The following is a 23,721-nucleotide window of genomic DNA, read 5'->3' as shown; positions in this document are numbered from 1 at the left end:
CGCGATGCGAAAAGGCCGGGCGCTTTGCCCGGCCTTCTTATTTCCCGTCCTCGAAGCTGAAGGGCGGCAATTGCTCCAGCGCCGATTTCAGCGCTTCCGACCAGCTTTCCGATACTGTCTGATAATAAGGATCGGTAGCCTCGAGCCGTTTGCGCGCGCCATGCGCGAAACTGTCGGCTTCGTAAATCTGCATGTCGAGCGGAAGTCCCACCGAAAGATTGGCTTTCAGGGTGGAGTCGAACGAGACGAGCAGCAGCTTCACCGCCTCCTCGAAACTCATCTGCTCCTGATAGGCGCGGACGAGGATGGGTTTACCGTACTTGTTTTCCCCAATCTGGAAGAAAGGCGTGTCTGCGGAACTCTCGATGAAATTGCCTTCCGGGTAGATATAGAAAAGGCGCGGCTGGCCGCCCTTGATCTGCCCGCCGAGAATGAACGAGGCGCCAAATGCATCGGCGTTCTGGCCGCCGGTGGCGGAGTTCTGGATGACTTCCTTGACCGTATCGCCGACAAGACGTGCGACCTGGAACATTGAGGGCGCATCAAAGACCGACGGGTGCCGGTCTGCAGGAGCCTTCATGCGTTCTTCCAGAAGACTTGCCACCGCCTGGGTAGTCGCGAGATTGCCTGCTGAAAGCAGAACGATCACACGTTCACCGGGCTTGGACCAGCTTCGCATCTTCGAGAAAACGGAGATATTGTCGAGCCCGGCATTCGTCCGCGTATCGGACATGAACACAAGGCCGCGATCGATTTTCATTCCAACGCAATAGGTCATAAGCAATATCCGGCAGGCAACTGGCTATTCAGAAGGATCACTGCCCTACATTGATGTGAACCGCAAGACTTTCCGCAGCACCGCCGAGCCGGACGCCCGAGATCGGCGCAGCGTCGCGATAGTCCAGCCCGGTTGCAATCCGCACATAACGGTCATTCGGACAGATATTGTTGGCGGCATCGAACCCCACCCATCCAAGGCCGTCGATATGAGCTTCGGCCCAGGCATGGCTTGCGGTCTGTTCCTCGACGCCTTCCATCATCAGATATCCCGATACATATCGGGCGGGAACGCCGATAAGCCGGGCCGTCGAAAGAAAGATATGGGTGTGATCCTGACAAACGCCCTTGCCGGCGTTCAGTGCATGTTCGGCATCCGTGGAAACGCTCGTCGTTCCCGGCATATAGGCAACCGCCTTGTGTATGGCGTTCATCAGATCGTGCATCAGGGCAAGTCGTTCCTGCCCTGTCGGGAGGTCGCCAGCCAGCGCCTTGATCCGCTCGCCCGGCATCGTCAGCGGTGTCTCACGCTCGAAAAGCCAGAGCGGTGCAAAGCCATATACGGGCCCGAGCACACCGACCCTGTCTTCCACATCGATGCTGCCGCTTGCCGTTATGACGATCTCGCTGACATTGCGGGCGTGCTGGACCAGATCGGTCTTGTTGCCAAAACCGTCGACATAGGAAACCTCCGGCTCGCCTCCTTCAATTTTCAGTTCCCAGTGTTTCACGACCTGACCCGGCACCGTTGGCGGACGCAGCCGCACCCTCTGCACCGCATAGGGAACCGGGTGGTCGTAGCGATAATGCGAAACGTGCCGGATATTGAGCAGCAAGCGAAGACCTCAATAGAAATTATAGGTTTCAGCGATCTCGTTGCCGAGCCGGTTGTTGCGGGTGATGAACTCGGTCAGGAATTCATGCAAGCCCATATCGAAGATCGCAGATATGTCCTGATTTTGCAGGCTTGCATAGATTTTGTCCGCTGTCTCGTGACAGGCGGCGCGATTGTCATAATCTTTCGACAGGTAGTCGAGATGCTCTGCGATGCTGCGATAGCAGTAATGAAGCGAACGCGGCATGCGACCGTTCAAGATAAGATAGTCAGCGACCTGTGCCGGACGATAGTCGCCATCATAGACCCAACGGTAGGAACGATGCGCGGACACCGAGCGGAGAATGGACTCCCATTGGTAATTGTCGAGCGTGGTGCCGACATAGGAAATCGCAGGCAGCAGAACATAGTATTTCACATCAAGGATACGGGCCGTGTTGTCCGCGCGTTCGATGAACGTGCCGAGGCTTGCAAAATCGAAGATTTCGTTGCGCAGCATCGTGCCGTGGAAAGAGCCGCGAATAAGTGCCGTTTCGCGCTTTATCTGGTCGAGGAGTTGCGGAAGGTCGCTTTCCTTCAACGGCTTGCAGAGCGACTTTTTCAGCGACATCCATGCTTCGTTGACGCTCTCCCACGCTTCCCGTGTCAGTGCCGTGCGCACCATGCGGGCATTGGAGCGCGCGGTCTCAAAGCATGTCATCACGCTCGACGGATTATCCGCATCGCGCAGCAGGAAATCGGCGACATTGGCGGCGTTATAGACATCGTATTTTGCCGAAAAACCCTGACTTGCGCCTGCCGAAACCGCCACCGATGACCATTCTTCGGGTGCATCTGAAGTTTTCGTCAGTGCCATGCGAAGACCCGCATCGACAAGGCGCGCCATGTTTTCGGCCCGCTCTATATAGCGGAACATCCAGTAAAGTCCGTTTGCCGTACGGCCAAGAAGCATAAATCATTCCCCTCTTCGCGCCCTGATCTTGCCGTCAGTTGCAGCACGTCAATCCAATTGTTTCAGTCGTCGAGTACCCACGTATCCTTGGTGCCGCCACCCTGACTGGAATTCACGACGAGCGATCCCTCCTTCAACGCCACACGCGTAAGTCCGCCCGGCGTTATGCGGATGCGATCCGAAACCAGAACGAAGGGGCGCAGATCGACGTGGCGCGGTGCAAGTCCGCTCTTGGTGAAGATGGGCGTGGTTGAAAGCGCCAGTGTGGGTTGAGCGATATAGTTGCGCGGCCTTGCTTTCAATTTCTCGGCGAAAACATCGCGTTCGGCCTTTGTCGAAGCGGGTCCGACCAGCATTCCATAGCCGCCAGAGCCATGGACCTCCTTGACCACAAGCTCGGCAAGGTTGTCGAGCACATAAGCAAGGCTGTCCGGTTCGGAGCAGCGCCATGTCGGAACGTTTTCGAGAATGGCCTTGCGGCCCGTATAGAACTCCACGATTTCCGGCATGTAGGAATAGATCGCCTTGTCGTCGGCGATGCCGGTCCCCGGTGCGTTGGCAATCGTGATATTCCCGGCCCGGTAGACATCCATGATACCGGCAACGCCAAGCGTCGAATCCGGCCTGAATGTCAGCGGATCCAGAAACGCATCATCCACGCGCCGGTAGAGCACGTCGATGGCGCGATACCCTTGCGTGGTCCGCATCGCCACACGTCCGTCCACAACGCGCAGATCGCTTCCCTCGACCAGTTCGACGCCCATCTGGTCGGCAAGGAATGCATGTTCAAAATAGGCGGAGTTGTAGATGCCTGGCGTCAGCACCGCGACGGTCGGAACATCTTGCGTGCCGGGAGGCGCAACGCTTGCCAGCGACTGGCGCAGCAATTGCGGATAATTCTCGACCGGGCGAACCTTGACGTTCTGGAACAGCTCCGGAAAGAGCTGCATCATGGTTTCGCGATTTTCCAGCATATACGAAACGCCGGATGGCGTGCGGGCATTGTCTTCCAGCACATAGAACTGGTTTTCGGCTGTGCGCACGATATCGACGCCGATAATATGGGTGTAGACGTTGCCCGGCGGGCGGAAGCCGATCATTTCCGGCAGGAAGGCTTCATTTTTGGAAATCAGCTCTTTGGGAATGCGCCCTGCCCTGACGATCTCCTGACGATGGTAGATGTCATCGAGAAAAGCGTTCAGCGCCATCACGCGCTGTTCGATGCCCTGCGACAGACGCCGCCATTCCTGCCCTGAAATGATGCGCGGAATGATGTCGAACGGAATAAGGCGTTCGCCCGCCTCCTGGTCGCCATAGACGGCGAAGGTGATGCCCGTCTTGCGGAACACGCTTTCGGCGTCGTCGCTCTTCTGCAGAAGTTTGTGCGGATCCTGTTGGTCGAGCCATTGCTTGAGAAATTCGTAAGGCTGGCGGACATTCCCGCCATGGTTGAGCATCTCGTCGAATGGCTTCACTTACTTCCCCTTCTTTTTCCCTATTATTCAGTCCGGGCTCAGGGAAAAGCAAGTCAGGAAATCATGCAAAAGCGCAAAGCTGGGTTGCGCATTTTCATCGCGACAGCAGGACTATGACGCATTCTAATAGCCGCGCAAATGTTGCCCGCGATGGTTCAGCCCGGTCGATGCGCCTTAACGACGCCCGGATCGGTCTCGATACGCCCCGCCCCGATGAGGTCGAGACAATAAGGCACCGCCGGAAAAATCGCCTGCAAGGTCATCGCAATCGAAGCAGGCTTGCCGGGAAGATTGAGAATGAAGCTCTTGCCGCGACTGCCTGCCGTCTGGCGGGACAGGATGGCGGTCGGGGTCTGTTCAAGGCTGACGCGGCGCATCAGTTCGCCAAAACCCGGCAGTTCCTTGTGGAGGACGGCCTGCATGGCCTCCGGCGTTTCATCACGCGGGCTCGGTCCGGTGCCTCCCGTCGTTAGGATGAGATCACAGGCTTCGTTGTCGCAAAGATCGATAAGCGTGTCGCGGACCGATTCCATACCGTCCGGAATCACCCGGCGGACTGTTTCATAAGGTGTGACGACTGCGCTTTTCAGCCATGCTTCCATGGCCGGGCCGCTCTGATCTTCGTATTCCCCGCGACTTGCGCGGTCGGAAACAGTCACGAAACCGATCTTTACCATCACATTCTCACAGCAAGTTTCTGGCTCTCAATAAACGTCTGGCGGACTTATAGGCGCTCGCCGGTTTGATGTGAAGGTTTGCGCGCAAATGAAAACGCCGCCCGAAGGCGGCGCTTTACATAAGGCGTAACTCAGAAGTTATGGCGTAACGTCGAAGCCGAACCACTTTTCCGACAGACGCTTGATCGTGCCGTCAGCCTTCGCGGCTTCAATGGCATCATCAAACATCTTCTTCAGTTCGGTATCGTCCTTGCGCAGGCCGACGGCGACGCCACGGCCCAGAATGCCGCCCTTGAAGAACGGTCCGGTCATGACGATGTCTTCATTACCCGGCTTCTTGGCAGCGTCGGTGAGGTAAGCGAGCGAAGCCACGACGAGATCGACACGACCCGACTTCAGGTCCAGGTCATGCTGTTCCGTGGTCTTGTATTCACGAATGTCGATATTGTCCTTGAAGTACTTGTCGAGGAGCGACAGACCGAGCGAAGCGGACTGGACGCCGACGGTGCGGCCCTTGATTTCGGCAGATACTTCGTCAATTGCCTTCTGTGCGGCCGCTTCGTCCTTGGCGAGATAAAGGGTCTCGCCGGTGTGCGGCAGCTTGGCGTAAGGGCTGTCCTTCAGCGTTGCGAAGGTCTGCGGCGTCAGGCCGTAGGAAATCGAGAAGCTGATGGTTTCTTCGCGCTTCGGCGTTGCCGTGAGGCCGGCCATGATCGCATCGAATTTGCCGGCATTCAGTGCCGGGATGATGCTGTCAAAAGGCTGCGCGACCAGTGTGCACTCGACCTTCATGCGGGCGCAGAGATCCTTGTAGAGTTCGACTTCATAGCCGTCCAGCGAGCCATCGGGCTTGGTAAAGTTGTAAGGACGGAATGCGCCTTCCGTGGCGATGGTGATCTTCGTCCACTTCTTTTCCTCGGCATGGGCCGAAATGCTCGTCAGAGCGAGAGCGGAAATGAACACGGCTTTGAAAAGTCCGATGGTCTTCATTACAGTTATCCTATTGCGGGTGTTTCTGTCCGGCTGGCGCCGGAATACAGAATTTCGATAATCAGGCAGCGTTCTCGTGGCTGATGAATTTACGGAAGCGTTCCGACTTTGAGTTGGCGAAGACGTCTTCGGGCTTTCCGTCTTCTTCCACCAGGCCCTGATGGAAAAACACGACGCGGTTGGAGACGTCACGGGCAAAGCCCATTTCATGGGTCACGACCAGCATGGTGCGGCCCTCTTCTGCGAGGCCACGCATGACGCGCAGCACTTCACCGACCAGTTCCGGATCAAGGGCTGAGGTCGGCTCGTCGAACAGCATGACCTTCGGCTTCATCGCCAGCCCGCGCGCAATCGCGGCGCGCTGCTGCTGTCCGCCCGAAAGGTGCGCCGGATAGAAGTCACGCTTGTCGGCAATGCCGACCTTTGCCAGCAGCGCTTCTGCTTCCGCCACGCATTCCGCGCGCGGACGCCCCTGCACATAGATCGGCGCTTCGATGATGTTTTCCAGAATGGTCTTGTGCGACCACAGATTGAAGCTCTGGAACACCATGCCCAGTTCCGAACGGATGCGCGAAACCTGCTTCTTGTCGGTCGGATAGGCTTCACCCTTCGCATTCTTCGCCATGCGGATGGTTTCGCCCGAAACTGTCACCGTGCCTGATGATGGGGTTTCCAGAAGGTTGATGCAGCGCAGGAAGGTTGACTTGCCGGAGCCGGACGAACCGAGGATCGAAATGACCTCGCCTTCGCGCGCTTCAAGCGAAATGCCCTTCAGCACCTCATTCGCGCCAAAGCTCTTGCGCAGGTTTTCGACTTTCAGAGCCACCGGTGCATTGGGAGAGACGATTTTGCTCACGATGTTTGTCCTTCGGATGAGAGCTTGACGACGGGCTGGCGCAGATAAGGGGTGAGCCTGTATTCTGCAAACATCAGCACACGGGTCAGGACGAAGTTGATGGCAAGGTAGATCGCACCGGCGATCACGAAGATTTCGATCGCCCGATAGCTCTCGGCGATCAGCTTTGCCGCGATGCCGGTCACTTCCATGAGCGTGATGATCGATGCAAGCGAGGTTGCCTTGATCATCGAGATCATCTCATTGCCATAACCCGGCAGCGCCTGGCGGATGGCAAGCGGCATGACGATGCGGCGGAAGCAGGTGAAGGACGACATGCCGCAAGCTTTCGCCGCTTCGATCTGGCCATGCGGCACCGACAGCAGGCCGCCGCGGATGATCTCGCTGGCATAGGCCGCATTGTTCAAGGTCAGGGCGATGATCGCACACCAGTAGGGCTCGCGCAGGATGGGCCACAGGAAGGAATAGCGGATGGCGGGAAACTGGCTGAGGCCGTAATAGATGATGAATATCTGGACCAGAAGCGGCGTTCCACGGAACACGAAGACGTAAAGGCGGGCAATCCAGTCCAGCACCGTGAGGCCCGACAGGCGCATCAGGGCAAAGAGCAGGGCCAGGAAAGCGCCGAACACGATGGAGGATGCTGCAAGCTTCAGGGTCAGCGGCACGCCGCCCAGCATCTGGAAGAATGCATCGGAATAGAATTCAAGGTTCATTTTGCCCTCCTGACGCCGCGCGAGAAGTGGCGCTCGGCCAGTTGCAGAAGCCCGCCGGAAACCGACGAAATCAGCAGGTAGAGCGCTCCGGCAATGAGGAAGAAGTTGAAGGGAAGGCCAGTCGAGCCCGCACCGATCTGCGCTTGGCGCAGAAGCTCGACCACGCCGGCGACCGACACCAAAGCGGATTCCTTCAGCGAAACCTGCCAGACATTGCCAAGGCCCGGCAATGCGTGGCGCAGCGCAAGCGGGGCGATGATGCGGCGGAATTTCAGCATCCGGCCCATGCCGCAGGCGGTTGCCGCTTCGATCTCGCCTTTGAAGACGGCCCGGTATGCACCGCGAAACACTTCGGTGTGATGCGCGCCGCAGGAAATGCCGATTGCCAGCACGCCTGCCAGAAAGCCGGGAAAGCCGACGAAACCTTCCGCACCGAAATATTTGCCGATGGCGGTAACGGCGGCGCTGCCGCCGAAATAGAACAGATAGATGACGAGGAGATCGGGAATGCCGCGAATGATCGTGGTGTAGCCGTCAGCGACGGTGCGCAGCGTGCGTCCGCCGGAAATCTTCGCCCAGGCAGCGAACACCCCGATGGCCGCGCCGAGCAGAAAGCCCAGAACCGCCAAGGCTACGCTCACCAGTGCGCCCATCATCAGCACATAGCCCCAGCCGTCAGGACCGAAACTCAGAATATCGAGAAAGCCCATCTGCTTCATGATGCGTCAGGCCTTGTTGGAATTGGGGGAATGAATGTCATTTCTATTTTCAGAATCTGTCTGCTCGCTGCATCATTTTGCGGTTTCGGGCAGAGCGGGTTGAACGCTGTCTGGAATCGGATTGACGAAAACGGTTCCGCCGAGCCGTTTCTCGTGATCCTGCTTTGCTTTCTCGATCTGTGCCGGATCGCGAAACAGTTCGATGGCCGTGCTACCCATGATCTTTGCAGCATGCGCCATGCCCTTGTGCGCTGCCGGCAGCTTGCCCTGAGCCACCATCTGCCACGAATGAAGCGGCGTGCCGATTGCGCAGGTCGCACCGCGCATCTGCACGGTCGGCACTACCCAGCTCACGCTGCCCACATCGGTGGAGCCGACGAGGGTGTTGTCGCCCTTATAAGGCGTATAGATGTCTTCGCAAAGCGAAAGGCCGTCCTTGGGCTCGACACCGAAGCGGCGGAAGGCATCGGAAATATCTTCCCTGGAAAGCGTCTTCTGGAAGCGGCTTGCCGTTTCGCGGTCCTGATCGTCAAAGTCCGGTGGTCCGAGACGCTCAAGCTGCATCTGCATCAGCTGTTCTAGCGGTGTGTTCCCGATCAGATCCGCATCGCCGCTAACGATCTCGCTGCGCACCGTGGTTTCGGTCATCAGCGCGGCGCCCTCGGCAATTTTCTTGACGCGTTCGAGAAGCGTCTGCATTTCCGGCAGGCTGCGGGCGCGAACGAGATAACGGACCGTTGCCCTGGCCTGCACGACATTCGGCGCAAAGCCGCCTGTATCGGTTACAGCGTAATGAATGCGCGCCGTGGACGGCATATGCTCGCGCATATAATTCACGCCGACATTCATCAGTTCGACCGCATCAAGCGCACTGCGTCCGAGATGCGGTGCTGCCGAAGCGTGGGCCGCACGGCCGCTGAAGTGAAAATTGATTTCATTGCAGGCGAGCGAGACTGGATCGTTTACGCCCGCAAAAGGCGCAGGATGCCAGCAGAAGGCGATATCGACATCGTCGAACAGTCCTTCGCGAACCATGAAGCCCTTTGCCGAACCGCCCTCTTCCGCCGGGCAACCATAATAACGCACGCGTCCCTTGATGCCCTGTGCGGCAAGATAATCCTTCACGGCAGCAGCAGCGAGCAGCGATCCCGCACCCAGCAGATTGTGGCCGCAACCATGTCCGTGACCGCCTGCTTCGACAGGCTTCTCTTCTGCCAGTCCCGATACCTGGCTCAAACCCGGCAGGGCATCGAACTCACCAAGAATGGCAATGACCGGCCCTTCCTCGCCAGCTTCGCCCATTACAGCCGTCGGCAATCCAGCAATGCCGCGTTCGACGCGAAACCCTTCCGCTTCCAGCATCGCCGCGTGGGCATCGCTCGATCTGTATTCTTCATAGTTGGTTTCCGGATTATCCCAAACCGTATCGCTCAGTTCGAAATATGCGGCACTCTTGGCGTCGACAATATCCCAGATATCGTGATGGTTTTTCAACTTGGCTCCATCGCTCATTTCCCCGCCATGTCAGAAACTGGCGGGCCTCCGGAGGTTTCGGCATCGCAATTGCCGATCCTTCCGTGTGCTGTAATTTTTGATGATGCTGATAGAACTCAGGCCCCGCTCCCGCAAGGGCAGATCGGAGAGTTGACGCAAAATTGCAAATTTTCGGGCGGTTTTCAGCCCTCTGTTTGCCGTTCAGGTACCGTCAATCCGATTGAAGTTGGCTTCTGGCCTCCCACACGCCTCAATATTCCTCGCACCTGTACTGAGCAGTACCCGAGACGAATGGCGAGGAGTAGCCGCGATAGTGGTCAAAATTATCGCCGGTTTTTGCAATATGGCACGTTTCATGTGGCAAATTGGAAAAACGTCGCTTTTACGGGGCTGTTGCTTTGAGTATCTGCCCTTGAGTATCCATGGATGAAACGATAGTTCGTTCCGCGAACTGAACTTCCGGGGCAACGTTCATGGTACAGACAAAGAAGCTCGCAGATTTCGCTATGCGTCCGCTCGGAAGAAGCGAAGTGACGGACATCTGGCAAATCGACCGCAGCGAAATCATTGAGGAAATGTATCGCCTGCAAGACGACCAGCTCGTGCTGGAACCGCAGTTCTACGATGTGCGCGGCTGGCCGGAAGGCGAAGCGGAAATCTACACGCCCATCCTGCTCGACTGCTACGACCACGGCGGGGTTTTTCTCGGTGCTGAAGCGGATGGTGCACTGGTTGCCGTTGCGGTTACGGATGTGCGCCCTGTCGGCCTCTATCCAGAACTACATCAGCTTGGTTTCATGCATGTCGATAAAGCCGTCCGCGGATTGGGCCTTGCAGGCGAACTCTATCGGCGCAGCATGGCCGTTGCTAAGGAAGCCGGATCTGAAGGCTTTTATATTTCAGCGACCCCCACGCGGCGAACAATCGATTTTTATATGAAACAGGGCGCGAAAGTTACAATCAGGCCGGATCCGCTGCTCTTCGAGCGCGAACCCGAAGATATTCATCTGATTCATCGATTTACGAGCCAAGCTTCTTGACCCGGGACTGAAACCGCTATCATCGTCAGCCATGCGTATCCTGCTCGTCGAAGATAATCTCACCCTCGCAAACTGGCTGGCAAAAAGCCTGCAACAGTCAAACTATAGCGTCGATACAGTGCACGACGCTGCTGATGCAGAACAGGCGCTCGCCTTCACAGAGTACGATCTGGTGATTCTTGATCTCGGCCTTCCCGACAAAACCGGGCTGGATGTGCTGGAACACGTCCGCGGCAAAGGCAATGAAGTACCCGTCATCATCCTGACAGCCAATGCCAGTCTTGACGGGCGTATCCGTGGATTGGATGCCGGTGCCGACGACTATCTGGCAAAGCCCTTCGAGCTGAGCGAACTCGAAGCGCGTATCCGCGCGCATCTTCGCCGCGCCAGCCAGCGAACAGCGCCCGTTGTGACCTGCGGGCTTTTACGTTTCGACACCAATACCCGGCTATTCTCGCTTGGAGACGATCCGCTTTCACTTGCCCCGAAGGAACATGCAGTTCTGGAACAGCTGTTGCGGCGCATCGGAACCACGGTCAGCAAGACGGCGCTTGTGCAGGGCATCTACAATTTCGACAGCGAAACTGACGAAAACGCCATCGAAATCTACATTCATCGTCTCCGCAAGAAGCTGGAGGGCAGCCGAGCCGAGATCGTGACCTTGCGCGGTCTGGGCTATCTGCTGCGCGAAGCGAGTTGAGATGAAACGGCTGTTCACCCGCCTCTCCCAAAGCCTGCGCGCCCAACTCGTTTCGTGGATCGTAATCCCGCTGATTATCGTGGCAGGGATCAATCTCTGGACAGCATGGCGCGCATCGGAAAACATGGCCGGGATCGTATCAGACCGAATGCTGACAGCGTCTGCACGCGCCATCGGCGAAGCGACTGCCGCGTCGCACAATGCCATCGATGCCGTCATTCCGCCGGTCGCACTCGAAATGTTTTCAACGGGATATGGGGACCGGGTCTATTATCGTGTGGAGACGTCCGATGGACGTCTGCTGGCAGGATTTCCCGACTTGCCCATGCCGGCCGATATCACGAATTACGATCCTCTTCATTATGAAGGCATCTATCGCGACCGCCCCTTGCGCCTGGTTGTGTTGCGCCATCCTGTTGCCGCACCTTCCACGCTGCCACAAGCTGTCGATGTGGTCGTGGGCGTCACCCTTGCGGGATACACCGCCATGCAACGGGAACTCTGGCTGAACTCGGTGCTGGAACAATCGCTGCTCATCATCGTTGCCGGTGCTCTCTCGCTATTGGGCTTGCGCTTTGTGTTGCGCCCGCTGATCCGGCTTCGCAACGAAGTCCGCAATCGCACATCCAAACTGGAACCGTTCGATCCACAGACCGTCCAGACCGAACTTCGACCGCTCGTCACGGCGCTGAACCAGTATATGGAACGCGTACGCAAGCAGATGTCGGCGCAGCACCGTTTCATTCAGAATGCGGCACATCAGTTGCGCACACCGCTTGCGACGCTTTCGACACAGGCCAGCTTCGCAGAACGGGCAACCGAAGAAACTGACCGCAAGGATGTCCTGGCTGGCATCAAGAATACGGCCATGCAGCTGTCACGGCTGGCCGGACAGTTGCTGACGCTTTCCCGCGCCGAACCGGGCAGCAGGCGTCCACGCGCTGATCGGGTTGATCTGGCGGAGGCGGGACAACAAATTCTGGAAAGCCTGGCAGGCAAGGCGTTCGACCGCAAGATCGATCTCGGGTTCGAGCTTAAAGCGACCAAGCCGGTCATTTCAGGCGATGGAACCATGCTGCGCGAGATGATCGTCAATCTGGTGGACAATGCCCTCACCTATACGCCGGAAGGCGGCACGGTCACGCTTGTGATCGATCAAGATGGACACAAAATCAAATTACGGGTCGAGGATAACGGCCCCGGTATTCCGGTCAGCGAATATGAACACGTTTTCGAACGTTTCTATCGTGTTCCGGGCACTCTGGCAGATGGAAGCGGGCTCGGTCTCGCCATCGTGCGTGAAGTGGCCAATGCCGCAGGCGGTGATGTGTCGCTTTCCGAAACGAAAGGCGGCGGGCTCACGGTGACTGTCACCCTGCCCGCCGCCTGAGCTGTTCAAATGTCTGGCTATCAGCTGCCCTGTTCGGAGAGCGCCTGTGGACGCCATTTCACCAGATGGTTTTCGATCAGCGTGATAATATATTCCACGACGAGCGCCAACACCGCCAGAATGACCATGGCAGCAAAGACGCCATTGGCATTGAATGTGCCCTGTGCCGTTGAGATCATCAGGCCGACGCCCTTCTTCGCGCCCAGAAACTCACCCACAACGGCACCGACGAGCGCAAAACCGAAGCTGACGTGAAGGCTTGCCAGAATCCAGCTCATGGCTGACGGCACGATGACGGTACGTGTGATCTGCGAACGGGAAGCACCCAATATCTGTGCATTTGCAATCAGCGCACGATCAGCTTCGCGTACACCCTGAAACGCATTGGCGAACACGACGAAGAACACCATGACGACGGCCAGCGCCACCTTGGACGCCATGCCGAGCCCAAGCGCGATGATGAAGATCGAACCCAGCACGACGCGCGGGATGGAATTGGCGATCTTGATGTAGATCGAGAACACATCGGCGAGGAACTTGTTGCGGCCCAGCAGGATGCCGCAAATGACGCCGCCAACCGCACCGATCAGGAAGCCAAGCGCTGTTTCCTCAAGGGTTACGATGATCTGCTCCGAAAGCGGCCCCTGTGACGTGCCTTCCGTGATCCATATCCATATCTGGTCGGCAATACCGGAAGGGCTCGCGAAGAAGAATGGATCGATCAGGCCCGTCCGTGCACCGAGTTCCCAACCACCCAGAACGGCGACCAGAATGGCGAGGCGCACAAGGATAACCACGGCACGGCGGCGGCGCATTGCAGCGCGAAATTTCGCTTCGGTGCGTGCAAGTTCGTCCGTACTTGCACTGGACTGCAAGTTTGCTGACGCGGAGAGGGTTTGTGTTGTCATTTCATTTTCTCCGATTAGTTGCCGCTTGCCAGCGCGCGCTTCTGACCGATCTGCACTTCCTCGCGCAGATCGTCCCAGATGACCTTGGCAATATCGACAAACTGGCTGTCGTAGCGGATGTCTTCCATGACGCGCGGGCGTGGAATATCGATGTCGTAGACGCTCTTGACCGTAGCCGGACCGGCGGTCAGCACATAAACCTTGTCGGCCAAAGCAATCGCTTCCTCCAGATCGTGCGTAACGAAGATGACCGACGCGCCAGACTGTTGCCAGAGATCGAGCAATTCACCCTGCATCAAGGTGCGTGTCTGCACGTCAAGCGCGCTGAACGGTTCATCCATGAGCAGGATTTTCGGTTCGTTGATGAATGTCTGCGCCAGCGCCACGCGCTTGCGCATGCCGCCGGAGAGCTGGTGTGGATAGTGGTTTTCAAAGCGGGCAAGACCGACGCGGGCGATCCAGCTGCGCGCTTTCGCATAGGCTTCTTCCTTGCCCATGCCGCGATAGCGCGGGCCCGCGCTCACATTGTCGATGACGCTGAGCCACGGAAACAGAGCATCCGCCTGAAACACAAAGCCGATATCAGGGCTGATACCTTCGATGGGCTTACCCATCAGACGAACTTCACCGGCACTTGGCTTGGCGAGACCTGTCACGAGATTAAGCGTCGTCGACTTGCCGCAGCCGGTCGGGCCGACGACACAGGCAAATTCGCCCTGCGCAACATTCATGGTGAAGTCGCGCAATGCGGTCATCATCTTGCCGTCGGGGGTGACGAAACGGCGGGTTACATTGTTGAGCGCGATTGCAGGCACATTGTTGCCATCTGTTTCACGCGCAATGGTACTGGGGGCTTCCATCAGCATGGGTTCCTCGCGGGTATGCGGCACCGCTCGCACGCGACAGTTTCGTTATCGAGCATCCCGCACCAAAACGGTTTTTCCGTTTTGGAGAATTGCTCTGTCGCGTGCCTGCAATGCGGCTGAATATGTTGAAACAGTGAGACTGACGTTCTACCTGAACGTCAGTCGCAGGCTGGTCACTTCGCAGCGTCAAGCGCTGCGTTAGCCTTGTCCACGAACTCGGTCGTGAACGTCTTCGAAAGATCGACCTGTTTTTCCTGAAGCGGCTTCTTGAAGGTTGCGAGAACCTTGAGGACAGTTTCAGGACCATCTTTCGGCATGCGGCCATCCGGCGTGTACTGCGCCTTGCCCTCGGCAAGGCCCTTCACGTAGAGGTCCTTGTCGCCGACATAATAATCCTTGGGCATCTGGTCTGCGATTTCTTCGGCGCTGTGCGAAGCGATATAACGCATGGTTTTGACCAGTGCGTTGGCAAGTTTCTGCGCATCTTCCTTGTGTGTCTCGAGCCATGCGCTCTGCACGTAGAACGAAGCAGCCGGATATGGTCCGCCAAGGGCTTCGATGGTTTTATCTGGCGTGCGCATGTCGACCAGCACCTTCGCATCGCCGCTTTTCAGCATATTGGCGACAGTCGGCTCCGTGGTCATGCCCGCCTGCACGGCATCCTGCTTGAAGGCTGCAATGAAAGTGTTGCCTGCGCCGACCGGCAACAACGTATAATCGCCCTGCTTCAAGCCGTTGCGCATGGCAAGGTACTGGGTCAGGAAGTCTGTAGAAGAACCGAGACCCGTGACACCGAGCGTGTGCCCCTTGAAATCGGCGGGCGACTTGATCTGATCGGCATATTTGCTGGAAACGAGTTCCACTTCACCCGGCGCCTGGCTGAACTGTACGATCGACTGGATGAACTTGCCCTTCGATTGCAGATCGATGGTGTGATCGTAAAAGCCGACCACGGCCTGGGCTGCACCAGCCAAAAGCTCGTTTTCCGCATCGACGCCGGCGCGACTATTGATCAGCTCGACATCAAGGCCTTCATCCTTGAAGTAACCGAGCTTTTCCGTCAGCACGGCTGGAAGGTAAATCTGCTTTTCCATGCCACCAACGATTACCGTCAGTTTTTCGGCATGGGCCGCGTTTGCGCCAATTACCATCGCGCCGCCAATAATGGCTGCGCCAAACAGATGGCGATATGAATCTCTAGAGATTTTCATCTATGCTCCTCCGAGTGCTCCTGCTGGCCCGGCAAAACCAAGCCCCTCCTGATGCCGATTCCTCTATCGGTCTTGAATGGATATCGCAGGCAAGCTTTCAACCAGCTTTCAACACACTTGCAGCGGGATTTAGAGGCCAACGAAGTGGAAGACAGACTTTATCGCTGTTTGTATCCCATGAAACGGGGCTTTCGAAAACACTGTCCAACGTGGCTTGCGTCACTGTCATAAAACGATCAGTTGCATTCCCCTTAAATTAGGCGTTCAATCAGTCGAAGGGGAGGCCCCCAATGCCATTTCGCGGTAACAAATATCAAGGAACATACGCACCTGAAGACCTTCGGGTGCTTCAGGTTGCCTATAACCGTTGCTGTGCGGTTCTGGATCGCTGCCCGACAACACACGAAGATAAAGAGATACTCGCACGAGCAATCATCCGAACATATGAATCCGGTGCACATGACCCGGACAAGATTGCAGAAATCGTGGCCAAGCTCGAACTCTCGCGAGTCTAGTCTGTCGGCGTTGTGCAAGCGCTCGAACTAAGGACTGCCATGTAATTCTTTTGCACCCTGCCCTCACAGAGTATTTTACATAAAGTAAACAATTCTTCGATATAAAGTTTTGCAATCAGCTATATTTTAGTATAGTGGATCACACGGATTTATGGGCTGACAGGACGATCGGTCGGCCAGCCATATGCGGAATGCATAGAATGCCATTTTCGAGAGATTACTATTTCGGGCGCTTCAAACCCGCCGAGTTGAAAGAGCTGCAAGCGGCTTATGTGAAGTCGTGCGAAGCAATGGCGCGTTGCCCGATCACCTCTCCCCATAAGGACGAAATGGCACGCGAAATCATTCAGATTTATGAGTGCGGTGTCTGCGACGCCGAAAAAATCGCGGAACTTATGGTCCAGATCGAGGCGGTCAAGCCGCGTCCGATGAGCGAACTGTTGCTCGCACAGATAAGTGCGGCCCAACCCAAGACCGCCTGATCGAGATCAATTCCATGCGATAACCGGATGCGAGGCTCGCATCCGGTTATTTTTCGTTCAGCGTTTTGCAACGGGCCGGACAAGTGGCGTCACGCGACGGATGGTGACGCGGCGGTTCTCCTGCTCCGCTGCCTGTGTGCGAATTTTGAGGAAGCGTTCGCCATAACCCTGCGTCACGAGATTTTCAGCCGGGATATCATAGACTTCCGTCAAAAGGCTGGCGACGGACTCAGCTCGTTTGTCCGACAGGACCAGATTTGAGCGGTCCGACCCTACGGCATCCGTATGACCTTCGATAAAGAAGGTCTCGCCAGGATCCTTCGCCAGCACCTTCTGCATGGCGGTCGCAACCTTGCGCAAGGTCTTGGCTTGCGACATCGAAACCTCGGCACTTCCAGTCGCGAAGTGGATCGTATCCAGATCGATGCGGCGCACCTTGTCACGCAGACGGGCAGAGTGACGAACTTCATCGATTGTATAAACGCGCTCTACACGCTCCACCGGCGGCATGGCGAGGAAATCGTAGAAATCGCGATCCGGATCGTCGGCAACGTCAATGATATAATCTCTCACCGGAATGGTGAGACGCATTGGCGGCAGTTCATAGCCGACATCGATAATCGAAGCGCGCGGATTGTCATCGTATTCGGGCGCATAGATCATCAGATATTCGTTGCCGTCGCGGTCGATACGGGAACGCTGAAGAATGTCGCCGTAACGATCATAGATCGTGACAATCTGGTTCCCGCCGGGGCGAACGATGGTTTCGCGGGTACGTCCACGCGGCAATTCATCATAATAAGTCTGCTCGGCATCGCGGCGTAGCCTCGGGCGGTCATCCCCGCGAACGAAGATACGGTCGCCGACATCCAGGATGACGCGGTTGTCGACTTCCTCGATCACTTTGACGTTCGTGACATTGTTCGTCACGTTATTAACCGTCGTATTGTTTATGACTGTGTTGTTCACCACCGTGTTGTTGACGATATTGGTGGTTTCCGGCACGGCAAAGACAGGCGCTTCCTTGATCCGAGTGCCTTCTTCCTTGAGATTGGCCTCGATCTTCTGCGGCAGCGCTGCCTTCACTTCTTCCGGAATAGCGACCTGCGCCGCCGCATCATTTGCGGGTGGCGGGGCATTTTCCTCGGCTGAGCGCTGCTGCTCGCGCTGCTTGCGGCGATCTTCACGCGACTGGCTTCCCCCGGAATTGTCGGCATCCTTGTCGCTGTCGAGAATGGCGGCGCCATTTTCAACCGGCAAGACAACTGTGTCGTCGGTCTTCGCGGGATCTTTGGCAATCTCCTGCTTTTCCTCGGTCGAGCGCTGATCGACTATTTCCGGCGCAGGCTTTTGCTGGCCGTCGGTCGATTGCGGCTGTTCCACCGGTTGCGCAGGCTGCGCTTCGTTCTGTGGAGCTTCTGTTGCTTTCGGCTCCTGCGGCGGAACTTCTTCCGGATGCTCAACGATGGACTCTTCTGCAGGTTCTTTCTGCTGAGGCGTCGCCGGAGATGCTTCTGCCGGTTGCTCGGCAGGCTTTTCCGCTTGCGGAGCAGGAGCTTCCTTCCCGGGCTTCTCGGGTGCGGGTTGCTCGGGTTTCGCTTCGGGCTCACTTGCAGGAGCTTCCTTCACAGGTTTTTCGGTGGGCGCTGTCTGCTCCTGCTGTTCAGCATCCTTGCGAGCAGCCTCTTCCTCTGCCTTCTTCTGTTCTTCGGCGCGACGCTGGGCTTCTTCTTCAGCAGCCTTCTGCTGCTGTTGTTCGCTCTGGCGCTGCGCCTCCTCCTCGGCTTTTTTCTGCTCGGCCGCCTGCTTGGCCTGTTCTTCGGCCTGCTTCTGCGCTTCGCGCTCTGCTGCCTTCTGTTGTTCCTCGGCTTGTTTCTGTGCTTCTCGTTCGGCAGCCTTCTGCTGCTCTTCGGCCTGGCGCTGCGCCTCCGCTTCCGCAGCTCGTTTCTGCTCTTCCGCCTGACGCTGGGCTTCTTCCTGAGCGGCTTTCTGCTGTTGTTCTTCCGCCTGACGACGGTTTTCTTCGTCGGCAGCGCGCTGTTGCTCCTCAGCCCGGCGCGCTTCTTCCTCTGCCGCCTTTTGCTGTTCCTCAGCCTCGCGCTGTTGCAGCAATTGCTCGTCGGATGGCTGGTCCCCATTCTCCTGCGCCAACAGGATTGGAGCCGTCAGCGTATCTGCGAGCACGGGCTGCGCGAGAATGGAGGCCGACAGAACCGGCACCGCAACCGTGGCAAGAAGCTTCGAACGAATAGACATATATCCTTCTCCTTCTGGAAGGCAGAATTGGTGTGCGTCTGCCCATGGATTCGCAGGCAAGGACGCCGTACGTCGCCAGCGGTACCCACTGAATTGGGACAAATTCCGGCGACTTCACAAATCCGTTATCGCAATCCACATGAACGCAGGCTGAACTCAACCGTTCCTGAATTGAGAGATTTTTCGCATTCTTTTAGCCAGAAGTTCTATACCTTCCGCGATGCGGTTGAGTGGAATTGAAGAATAGGCGATGCGAAAATAACGGCATGGCCGGTCGTCGCTCCAGAAGAACGGCGCTCCGGACTCTATCAGCACGCCGTCCTCTCGCAGATCACGTGCGAGCTTGTCGGCATCCATGCCTTCAGGTCCCTCGATCCAGAACGCAGTACCGCCAAACGCGGACTTGCCCGCGATTTTCAAACCTTCCCGATCGAGAGCCTCGATCATGGCTATGTGACGCTTGTGATATTCGATCCGCATTCGGTGAATGACTGCATCATAATGGCCAAGCGCCAGAAAATAGGCGGCAGTTCGTTGCAGATGTCCGGGCGGATGACGCAGCATCAGCGCGCGCAACGCCCTCGCCTCGCGAATGACGGGAGCCGGGGCGACGAGATAACCGAGCCGAAGTCCCGGAAAAAGCGATTTGGAGAAGCTGCCCACATAGAGAACGCGACCATACTGGTCGAGCGATTTCAACGCCGGGGTCGGTGGCTGGAGAAAGCTCATCTCGAATTCGTAATCGTCCTCGACGATGACGAAATCTCGTTCCGCCGCCGCTTCCAGCAACGCGATACGCCGCGCCCGGGGCATGGTGGCGGCTGTGGGGGATTGATGACTTGGCGTAACGAAGACCGCGTCAATCCCGTCCGGCAGAAGTTCGGGCGGCAAGCCGCCTTCATCGACATCAAGTGCCGTAACGCGGGCTCCCGTCAGATGGAGCGTAGCGCTGATATCCGGATGGCCAGGATTCTCGCATACGACATGCGAACTCCGCGTCAAAAGCAGATGGCTGATGATCCAAAGCGCGTTCTGTGCGCCAACCGTAACCAATATCTCGTCCGGCTCCGCGCGTATCCCTCGGCTCGGCAGCGTACGGGAGCGGATGTAATTGACAAGTTCAACATCGTCCGCCGCGGCGAAATCACCTGCCATGAGGATGAAATCTTCCCGAGCAAGCGCACGCCGGGCGCAATCGCGCCATGCGGCCAGGTCGAACAGGGTCTGATCCATCTGGCCATAAAGGAACGGATAGCGGTATTTTCGCCAATCCAGCGGCTTGCGGATGGTCTTGGCGATATTGAAGCCGGGACGCAGTTTGGACGACCAGTCAACAGCGGTGTCGGGGGTCTGCAAGAAATCCCTGTCGGGATGACTGATGGGCGGTGTCGTGGCCACATGGTAGGCGCTGCGCGAACGCACTTCCAGATAGCCTTGGGAAACAAGTTCCTGATAGGCAAGCGTTACCGTCAGGCGCGAGACTTTCAGATAATCAGCCAGCCCTCGCGTCGACGGCATGCGCGCGCCCGGGAGAACGGCCCCAGACAGAATGGCCGATACAGTGGTTTCACGGATCTGCGATTGCAATCCGGTATTTCGGCTGCCGTCTATGAAGAATATCGTTGGCGAAACGGCGTCCAAAGCCCTGCTCCATTAGTAAATCTGCAACTGCGCCTCGGTTTGCGTCAGTTTTTCCGCTTCATGCTCCACTTAGCAATAGCGTTTCTTCTTTCTGATTTTCCCCATGGAATAATTGGGCCTGGCGAAAGTGTGTACATGTCCGCATCTCCGGCGGCACCGTCGCCGCCGCCAAACTGGACTTATTGACTATTCCAACTGGATATAAGGCAAATGTGATGACGTGGCTATCGTTTGTAATCGGAACTGGAGATTGGCGAAAAACGCCAACGGTCATGACCAAGTCAGACATGGTTCTTAAATGGAAGGGGAACTCCATGAACTATTTCAACAGCATAAAACGGGTGGTGTTATTTTCAGCCGCAGCAGCGCTTTCCACGTCTGCGGCCTATGCCGAAACCACGGTCGTGGTCGGTTATCAGCAGATCGTAGGGCCGTTTCTGACTGCGATTGCCAACGGAAAATTCGATGCGGCCGCCAAGGAGGCCGGATACAAGATCGACTGGCGCCAGTTCGCATCGGGCGGAGATATTTCCACAGCCCTTGCGTCCGGCAACGTGCCGGTAGGCGTGATCGGCTCGACAGGCATCGCGGCAGCTGCCACACGCGGGGTCGACCTCCAGCTCTTCTGGATCCTCGATAATATCGGCAAGTCGGAAGCACTGGTGGCGCGCGAAGGCTCCGGCATCGAGAAGCCGGAAGATCTCAAGGGCAAGAAGATCGGCGTGCCGTTCGTCTCGACCTCCCACTTTCATCTTCTCGTCGGCATGGACGACATCTGGAAGATCAATCCACGCGATGCGGAAATCCTCAACATGACGCCGCCGCAAATCGTTGCCGCTTGGCAGCGAGGCGATATCGATGCGGCCTATGTCTGGCCCCCTGCTCTTTCCGAAATTCTCAAGTCGGGCAAGGAAATTGCCAATTCGGAAGAAATTGGCGCAAAAAGTGTTCCGACTTTCGACGGGCTCGTGGTCGACAAGAGTTTCGCCAGCGAGAATCCGAAATTCATGACCGCCTTCACCGCCGTGCTCAAGGATGCCTATGCCGACTACAAGGCCAATGGTGGCCAGTGGACGGCAGATTCAGACCAGGTGAAGGGTATGGTCAAGCTGATCGGCGGCAATGCCGCTGACATACCCGGCGCGCTCGCACTGTTGTCCTTCCCAACAGTGGAAGAACAGGCCTCACCGAGCTGGCTCGGCGGTGGCAAGGACAGCGGCGCGCTCAAATCTGTCACCCAGAGCGCAAAATTCCTCGTCGATCAAAAACAGCTCGACAAGGCTCTGGACGACTATAGCGGCAACGTAAATGGCAGTTTTGCCGAAGCAGCCGCAAAGTAATTACGTGAAGTAATTCAAGCGCCTCCACCAGCGCATGTCTTTGAGGGACAGTCGCTGCACCGAGACGGTTCCTGCAATGATGCAACCTTTGGTTTATGCTGGAACCGCTTTCTCGTTCCCGAAAGGTGACGTTATGGAAACTTTGAACGTATCGAATGTCAGTCTGACCTATCCCGGTCTTTATGTGGAAGAAGCCGTGATTGCACTGAAGGGTGTCAATCTGCGGATCGACAGCGGGGATTTCGTGGTGGCGCTGGGTGCGTCCGGCTGCGGCAAGACCACGCTTCTCAATCTGATGGCTGGTTTCATGATCCCGTCATCCGGAGAAATCACGCTGGGTGGACGCCAGGTGCGCGGCCCCGGCGCCGACAGGGGTGTCGTGTTCCAGAAACACGCACTTCTTCCCTGGCTCAATGTCATCGACAACACCGAGTTCGGCCTGAAGCTTCAAGGCGTGCCGAAGGCAGAGCGCCGCGCACGCGCCACAAGAAACCTGGCCCTGGTAGGCCTGCAGGATTTTCATAATCACAAGATCTACCAGCTCTCCGGCGGAATGCAGCAGCGCGTGGGCATCGCCCGCGCTCTTACCTGCGATCCGGCGATGCTGCTCATGGACGAGCCGATGGCGGCGCTCGATGCACTCACCCGCGAGACGATCCAGGAGTTGCTGTTGCGGGTCTGGCAGGTGACCAACAAAATGTTCTTCTTCATCACTCACAGCGTCGAAGAAGCCCTGTTTCTCGGTTCGCGCCTGATCGTCATGTCGCCGCGTCCCGGACGGATCACTCACACCTACGATCTGGATTTCAACCGACGCTTTCTGGAATGCGGTGACGCGCGCGCCGTCAAGTCCAGTCCCGATTTCATCAAGATGCGTGAGACAATTCTGGGGATTATCTATGGCGATGAACGTGCATCAGGAAACCCGGAACTGGTCCATGCTTGAGTTCGTCACTCGGGCACGACCAGTCAAACCCGGTAAAATCTATGGCGCCCCCGGCGATGGCAACAGCGGCTTCATCAGCCTTGTGACCGCACTGATCTTGCTGGGGCTCTGGTTTCTCGTAACTGGAATGGGGTGGGTCAAGCCGCTGTTTCTCCCCTCTCCCTTTGCGGTCTATGGCAAGTTCATGGTGGCGATGACCGACGGTGTGGCAAACTCCACTCTGGCCGAACATACGCTCGCCAGCCTTGGACGCGTATTGGGCGCTTTCGCGATTGCCTGTGTCACGGCAATTCCGATCGGCATCATGATGGGGATGAGCAGTTTCGTTCGCGGCGTGCTGGACCCGATTATCGAGTTCTACCGTCCGTTGCCGCCGCTTGCCTATCTGCCCCTGATCATCATCTGGCTCGGCATCGGCGAATTTCCGAAGGTGTTCCTCATCTTCCTCGCCATCTTCGCGCCGATGGCTATTGCGGCGAGAGCCGGTGTTCGCTCGGTCTCGACGGAACAGATCCATGCCGCCTACGCCATGGGCGCATCCCGGACCCAGGTGATAACCCAGGTCATCATGAAAGCGGCAATGCCGGAAATCTTCACCGGCATGCGCATCGGCATCGGTGTGGGCTGGACGACGCTGGTTGCCGCGGAAATGGTGGCAGCACATCGCGGGCTTGGCTTCATGGTGCTCAATGCCGCGCAGTTTCTGGCAAGCGACACCGTCATCATGGGCATCATAGTCATAGGCGTGTTCGCTTTCGCCTTCGACCTCCTGATCCGCTATCTGGAAAAGGTGCTTATTCCGTGGAAGGGCAAAATCTGACGATGCCTCGACCGCATTAACAACCCGCCCGAAATCCAGTTCGCAACATCAACCGCGCGGCAGTGCTGCCGCGCCACGGGCAGGCTTTGCCCGAAAACAAGACGCATACCAGACT

22 protein-coding genes are annotated in these 23,721 nt (G+C 57.1%); 7 read left to right on the top strand and 15 right to left on the bottom strand.

The window, feature by feature from the left end; all coding sequences use genetic code 11:
* Positions 1-37: 37 nt before the first annotated feature.
* The 10 genes from ACOWVS_RS02580 to ACOWVS_RS02535 all read right to left on the bottom strand — a co-directional run bounded on the left by ACOWVS_RS02580 (position 38) and on the right by ACOWVS_RS02535 (position 9,509).
* Positions 38-778 (bottom strand): proteasome-type protease, encoded by a 741-nt coding sequence (locus ACOWVS_RS02580; protein ID WP_075041443.1) that lies wholly within the window; start codon positions 776-778, stop codon positions 38-40.
* 37 nt (positions 779-815) lie between these two features.
* Positions 816-1,613 (bottom strand): transglutaminase family protein, encoded by a 798-nt coding sequence (locus ACOWVS_RS02575; RefSeq protein WP_021585596.1) that lies wholly within the window; start codon positions 1,611-1,613, stop codon positions 816-818.
* 9 nt (positions 1,614-1,622) lie between these two features.
* Complete coding sequence (locus tag ACOWVS_RS02570; RefSeq protein WP_006468791.1) at positions 1,623-2,564, bottom strand: alpha-E domain-containing protein; 942 nt, start codon at positions 2,562-2,564, stop codon at positions 1,623-1,625.
* 62 nt (positions 2,565-2,626) lie between these two features.
* On the bottom strand, positions 2,627-4,039 hold the full coding sequence (locus ACOWVS_RS02565) for a circularly permuted type 2 ATP-grasp protein (protein ID WP_025090364.1): 1,413 nt from the start codon (positions 4,037-4,039) through the stop codon (positions 2,627-2,629).
* A 155-nt stretch (positions 4,040-4,194) separates the two neighbouring features.
* On the bottom strand, positions 4,195-4,716 hold the full coding sequence (gene mog, locus ACOWVS_RS02560) for a molybdopterin adenylyltransferase (RefSeq protein WP_021585598.1): 522 nt from the start codon (positions 4,714-4,716) through the stop codon (positions 4,195-4,197).
* 138 nt (positions 4,717-4,854) lie between these two features.
* On the bottom strand, positions 4,855-5,706 hold the full coding sequence (locus tag ACOWVS_RS02555; protein ID WP_006468787.1) for a transporter substrate-binding domain-containing protein: 852 nt from the start codon (positions 5,704-5,706) through the stop codon (positions 4,855-4,857).
* Between the two features lie 61 nt (positions 5,707-5,767).
* Positions 5,768-6,562 carry an ABC transporter ATP-binding protein gene (locus tag ACOWVS_RS02550; protein ID WP_006468786.1) on the bottom strand — a complete coding sequence of 265 codons (795 nt, stop codon included), beginning with the start codon at positions 6,560-6,562 and terminating at the stop codon, positions 5,768-5,770.
* Positions 6,559-7,278 (bottom strand): ABC transporter permease, encoded by a 720-nt coding sequence (locus ACOWVS_RS02545; protein ID WP_006468785.1) that lies wholly within the window; start codon positions 7,276-7,278, stop codon positions 6,559-6,561. The genes ACOWVS_RS02550 and ACOWVS_RS02545 overlap by 4 nt, the downstream gene beginning before the upstream one ends.
* On the bottom strand, positions 7,275-7,997 hold the full coding sequence (locus ACOWVS_RS02540) for an ABC transporter permease (RefSeq protein ID WP_006468784.1): 723 nt from the start codon (positions 7,995-7,997) through the stop codon (positions 7,275-7,277). The genes ACOWVS_RS02545 and ACOWVS_RS02540 overlap by 4 nt, the downstream gene beginning before the upstream one ends.
* A gap of 72 nt (positions 7,998-8,069) precedes the next feature.
* Positions 8,070-9,509, bottom strand: coding sequence for a M20 family metallopeptidase (locus ACOWVS_RS02535; protein ID WP_075041444.1), 1,440 nt, complete (start codon positions 9,507-9,509; stop codon positions 8,070-8,072).
* Positions 9,510-9,964: 455 nt separating this feature from the next.
* On the opposite strand from ACOWVS_RS02535, the gene ACOWVS_RS02530 reads away from it, so the two are divergent.
* From ACOWVS_RS02530 to ACOWVS_RS02520, 3 genes are read left to right on the top strand one after another with little or no spacing between them, the layout of a single operon-like run.
* Positions 9,965-10,531 carry a GNAT family N-acetyltransferase gene (locus tag ACOWVS_RS02530; RefSeq protein WP_075041445.1) on the top strand — a complete coding sequence of 189 codons (567 nt, stop codon included), beginning with the start codon at positions 9,965-9,967 and terminating at the stop codon, positions 10,529-10,531.
* A 31-nt stretch (positions 10,532-10,562) separates the two neighbouring features.
* Positions 10,563-11,231 (top strand): response regulator, encoded by a 669-nt coding sequence (locus ACOWVS_RS02525; protein ID WP_075041446.1) that lies wholly within the window; start codon positions 10,563-10,565, stop codon positions 11,229-11,231.
* Position 11,232: 1 nt separating this feature from the next.
* Positions 11,233-12,621, top strand: coding sequence for a sensor histidine kinase (locus ACOWVS_RS02520; RefSeq protein WP_075041447.1), 1,389 nt, complete (start codon positions 11,233-11,235; stop codon positions 12,619-12,621).
* Positions 12,622-12,641: 20 nt separating this feature from the next.
* Here ACOWVS_RS02520 and ACOWVS_RS02515 read toward each other — a convergent pair whose 3' ends face one another.
* The 3 genes from ACOWVS_RS02515 to ACOWVS_RS02505 form a co-directional block, all read right to left on the bottom strand.
* Positions 12,642-13,529, bottom strand: coding sequence for an ABC transporter permease (locus tag ACOWVS_RS02515; RefSeq protein WP_006468779.1), 888 nt, complete (start codon positions 13,527-13,529; stop codon positions 12,642-12,644).
* A 14-nt stretch (positions 13,530-13,543) separates the two neighbouring features.
* Complete coding sequence (locus tag ACOWVS_RS02510; RefSeq protein WP_075041448.1) at positions 13,544-14,395, bottom strand: ABC transporter ATP-binding protein; 852 nt, start codon at positions 14,393-14,395, stop codon at positions 13,544-13,546.
* Positions 14,396-14,568: 173 nt separating this feature from the next.
* Positions 14,569-15,606 (bottom strand): ABC transporter substrate-binding protein, encoded by a 1,038-nt coding sequence (locus ACOWVS_RS02505; protein WP_075041449.1) that lies wholly within the window; start codon positions 15,604-15,606, stop codon positions 14,569-14,571.
* Between the two features lie 715 nt (positions 15,607-16,321).
* Between ACOWVS_RS02505 and ACOWVS_RS02500 the strand changes: the two genes are divergently transcribed.
* Positions 16,322-16,603: a hypothetical protein gene (locus tag ACOWVS_RS02500; protein ID WP_021585606.1), complete on the top strand. Its 282-nt coding sequence runs from the start codon at positions 16,322-16,324 to the stop codon at positions 16,601-16,603.
* A gap of 57 nt (positions 16,604-16,660) precedes the next feature.
* Here ACOWVS_RS02500 and ACOWVS_RS02495 read toward each other — a convergent pair whose 3' ends face one another.
* Both ACOWVS_RS02495 and ACOWVS_RS02490 read right to left on the bottom strand, forming a co-directional pair.
* Positions 16,661-18,859 (bottom strand): OmpA family protein, encoded by a 2,199-nt coding sequence (locus ACOWVS_RS02495; RefSeq protein ID WP_063620433.1) that lies wholly within the window; start codon positions 18,857-18,859, stop codon positions 16,661-16,663.
* Positions 18,860-19,015: 156 nt separating this feature from the next.
* The gene (locus ACOWVS_RS02490) at positions 19,016-20,500 is read right to left on the bottom strand and encodes a PLP-dependent aminotransferase family protein (RefSeq protein WP_021585608.1); all 1,485 of its coding nucleotides are present in this window, start codon (positions 20,498-20,500) and stop codon (positions 19,016-19,018) included.
* Positions 20,501-20,814: 314 nt separating this feature from the next.
* Here ACOWVS_RS02490 and tauA point away from each other — a divergent pair, with 314 nt between their 5' ends.
* From tauA to ACOWVS_RS02475, 3 genes are all read left to right on the top strand, one after another.
* Complete coding sequence (gene tauA, locus ACOWVS_RS02485) at positions 20,815-21,840, top strand: taurine ABC transporter substrate-binding protein (protein WP_021585610.1); 1,026 nt, start codon at positions 20,815-20,817, stop codon at positions 21,838-21,840.
* A gap of 133 nt (positions 21,841-21,973) precedes the next feature.
* A complete protein-coding gene (locus tag ACOWVS_RS02480) occupies positions 21,974-22,786 on the top strand; it encodes a taurine ABC transporter ATP-binding protein (RefSeq protein ID WP_006471747.1) in 813 nt (270 codons plus the stop codon).
* On the top strand, positions 22,779-23,606 hold the full coding sequence (locus ACOWVS_RS02475; protein ID WP_006471746.1) for an ABC transporter permease subunit: 828 nt from the start codon (positions 22,779-22,781) through the stop codon (positions 23,604-23,606). Before ACOWVS_RS02480 ends, ACOWVS_RS02475 begins: the two co-directional genes overlap by 8 nt.
* Positions 23,607-23,721: the final 115 nt, after the last annotated feature.

Source organism: Brucella sp. IR068 (genome assembly GCF_049065885.1).
Lineage (GTDB): Bacteria > Pseudomonadota > Alphaproteobacteria > Rhizobiales > Rhizobiaceae > Brucella > Brucella intermedia.
This window is presented reverse-complemented; position numbering and strand designations above follow the sequence as displayed.

Excerpts from the sequence above, each read along its gene's own strand:
- ACOWVS_RS02580 (WP_075041443.1), bottom strand. The coding sequence starts at position 778 with ATGACCTATTGCGTTGGAATGAAAATCGATCGCGGCCTTGTGTTCATG.
- ACOWVS_RS02570 (WP_006468791.1), bottom strand. The coding sequence starts at position 2,564 with ATGCTTCTTGGCCGTACGGCAAACGGACTTTACTGGATGTTCCGCTAT.
- mog (WP_021585598.1), bottom strand. The coding sequence starts at position 4,716 with ATGGTAAAGATCGGTTTCGTGACTGTTTCCGACCGCGCAAGTCGCGGG.
- ACOWVS_RS02555 (WP_006468787.1), bottom strand. The coding sequence starts at position 5,706 with ATGAAGACCATCGGACTTTTCAAAGCCGTGTTCATTTCCGCTCTCGCT.
- ACOWVS_RS02545 (WP_006468785.1), bottom strand. The coding sequence starts at position 7,278 with ATGAACCTTGAATTCTATTCCGATGCATTCTTCCAGATGCTGGGCGGC.
- ACOWVS_RS02540 (WP_006468784.1), bottom strand. The coding sequence starts at position 7,997 with ATGAAGCAGATGGGCTTTCTCGATATTCTGAGTTTCGGTCCTGACGGC.
- ACOWVS_RS02535 (WP_075041444.1), bottom strand. The coding sequence starts at position 9,509 with ATGAGCGATGGAGCCAAGTTGAAAAACCATCACGATATCTGGGATATT.
- ACOWVS_RS02530 (WP_075041445.1), top strand. The coding sequence starts at position 9,965 with ATGGTACAGACAAAGAAGCTCGCAGATTTCGCTATGCGTCCGCTCGGA.
- ACOWVS_RS02525 (WP_075041446.1), top strand. The coding sequence starts at position 10,563 with ATGCGTATCCTGCTCGTCGAAGATAATCTCACCCTCGCAAACTGGCTG.
- ACOWVS_RS02520 (WP_075041447.1), top strand. The coding sequence starts at position 11,233 with ATGAAACGGCTGTTCACCCGCCTCTCCCAAAGCCTGCGCGCCCAACTC.
- ACOWVS_RS02515 (WP_006468779.1), bottom strand. The coding sequence starts at position 13,529 with ATGACAACACAAACCCTCTCCGCGTCAGCAAACTTGCAGTCCAGTGCA.
- ACOWVS_RS02510 (WP_075041448.1), bottom strand. The coding sequence starts at position 14,395 with ATGCTGATGGAAGCCCCCAGTACCATTGCGCGTGAAACAGATGGCAAC.
- ACOWVS_RS02505 (WP_075041449.1), bottom strand. The coding sequence starts at position 15,606 with ATGAAAATCTCTAGAGATTCATATCGCCATCTGTTTGGCGCAGCCATT.
- ACOWVS_RS02500 (WP_021585606.1), top strand. The coding sequence starts at position 16,322 with ATGCCATTTTCGAGAGATTACTATTTCGGGCGCTTCAAACCCGCCGAG.
- ACOWVS_RS02495 (WP_063620433.1), bottom strand. The coding sequence starts at position 18,859 with ATGTCTATTCGTTCGAAGCTTCTTGCCACGGTTGCGGTGCCGGTTCTG.
- tauA (WP_021585610.1), top strand. The coding sequence starts at position 20,815 with ATGAACTATTTCAACAGCATAAAACGGGTGGTGTTATTTTCAGCCGCA.
- ACOWVS_RS02480 (WP_006471747.1), top strand. The coding sequence starts at position 21,974 with ATGGAAACTTTGAACGTATCGAATGTCAGTCTGACCTATCCCGGTCTT.
- ACOWVS_RS02475 (WP_006471746.1), top strand. The coding sequence starts at position 22,779 with ATGCTTGAGTTCGTCACTCGGGCACGACCAGTCAAACCCGGTAAAATC.